Annotated in this window: 2 protein-coding genes; both read left to right on the forward strand. The window is 73.2% G+C overall.

Translation table 11 applies throughout. The features are described from left to right. Nucleotides 1–1,200 (forward strand): amino acid adenylation domain-containing protein (locus IH54_RS0138645; protein WP_159012394.1); only part of this gene is annotated, 1,200 nt, incomplete at its 5' end. Then, nucleotides 1,085–2,005: condensation domain-containing protein (locus IH54_RS45195; protein ID WP_267965273.1), on the forward strand; the 921-nt coding region annotated here is incomplete at its 3' end. The genes IH54_RS0138645 and IH54_RS45195, both read left to right, overlap by 116 nt.

The raw sequence follows: 2,005 nt of genomic DNA on the forward strand, positions 1-2,005 counted from the left end.
GTGGTGGAGCTGCCGCGGCCGGAGCCGGCGGACACCGCGTACGTCCTCTACACCTCGGGGTCGACCGGCAACCCCAAGGGTGTCGTCGTCCCGCACCGCGCCCTGGCCAACTTCCTCCTCGCCCTGCGCGACCTGGTCGGCTCCACCGACCGGGACCGGTGGCTCGCGCTGACGTCGCTGTCGTTCGACATCTCCGCCCTGGAGCTGTACCTGCCCCTGGCAACCGGCGGCCGTGTGGTCGTCGCCGACACCCCCACCAGCCGCGACGCGACCGCCCTGGCCGCCCTCGTCCGCGACGAAGGCGTCACCCACGTCCAGGCCACCCCCTCCGGCTGGCGCCTGCTCCTGACCGGCGACCTCCCCCAAGGCCTCACGGCCCTGTGCGGCGGCGAACCCCTCCCCCCGGCCCTCGCCACCACCCTGCGCGCCCGGGTGACCCGGCTGCTCAACATGTACGGCCCCACCGAGACCACCATCTGGTCCACCGCCTGGGACATCCCCCCGCACCCGGCCCGCGTCACCATCGGCACCCCCCTGGCCAACACCACCGTCCGCGTCCTCGACGCCCACGACACACCCACCCCCGTCGGTGTCCCCGGCGAACTCCTCATCGGCGGCACCGGCCTCGCCGACGGCTACCACCACCGCCCCGACCTCACCGCCGAACGCTTCACCACCCTGGACGGGCAGCGCTTCTACCGCACCGGCGACATCGTCCGCCGCCTCCCGGACGGCACCCTGGACTACCACGGCCGCACCGACGACCAGCTCAAACTCCGCGGCCACCGCATCGAACCCGGCGAGATCGCCACCGCCCTCGAAACCCACCCCCACATACGCCAGGCCGTCGTCACCGTCCACGACGAAAACCTGCTCGCGTACTACGTCCCCACCCAACCAGCCCCCGTCACCACCGAGTTGCGCGACCACCTCACCGCCCGACTCCCCGGCTACATGGTCCCGACCACCTACATCCCGCTCACCGCCCTCCCCCTCACCCCCAACGGCAAGATCGACCGCAAAGCCCTCCCCCACCCCGGACGACGACTTCTTCGCCCTCGGCGGCCATTCCCTGCGCGCCGCCATGCTCACCGCCCGCCTCAATGCCCGCAGCGGGGCCCGGATCGCGGTCGGCGACGTCTTCCGCCACCCGTCCGTGACGCAGTTGGCCGCGCTGGTGGAGGCGGCGGTTCCCGGTGAGGCCGAGGCGGGTCCTGTGCCGCGCCCGGCGGGCACGCAACCGCCGCTGTCGCCGGCGCAGGAGCGGTTGTGGTTCATGCACCGCCTCGATCCGCAGGACGCCTCGTACAACATGTGGATGACCAAGCGCCTGCGCGGCCCCCTCGACGAGAGGGCGCTGCGCCACGCCCTGGACGCGGTCACCGCCCGGCACGAGATCCTCCGCACCCGCTTCCCCGAGATCGACGGGGCCGCGGCCGCGATCGTGGAACCGCCGTCGCCCGTACCCGTGGAATCACTGACGGCGGCTGACGAGGAGGCGGCCCTCGCGCTCGTGGCCGCGCGCACGAACACCGCACTCGACCTCGGCGCCGCGCCGCCGCTGCGGGCGTCCCTCATCCGGCTGGGCGCGGACGACCACGTCCTGTGCCTCGTGATGCACCACATCCTGGGTGACGGCTGGTCCCTCAACATCCTCTACGACGAGCTGGCCGCGCTCTACTCCGGCCGCGAACTCCCGCCCCTGCCGGTCCAGTTCGGCGACATCGCGCTGTGGCAGCGCGGGCAGGACACCACCGACGCCCTCGCCTACTGGCAGCAGCGCCTCGCCGAACCCACAACGCTCGCGCTGCCGCAGGACCGTCCACGCCACGCGGTGCCACGGCGTAGCGGCGGCCGGACGGTGTTCCGTCTGGACGAGGCCGAGACCGCCGCGCTCGCCCGGCTGGGCCGCGAGCACGGCAGCACGATGTTCATGGTGCTGCTGGCCGCCTACCAGGCCCTGCTCGCCCGCCACACCGGCCAGAACGACATCCTCGTCGGCACC

This window comes from Streptomyces sp. NRRL F-5123 (genome assembly GCF_000721495.1).
GTDB lineage: Bacteria > Actinomycetota > Actinomycetes > Streptomycetales > Streptomycetaceae > Actinacidiphila.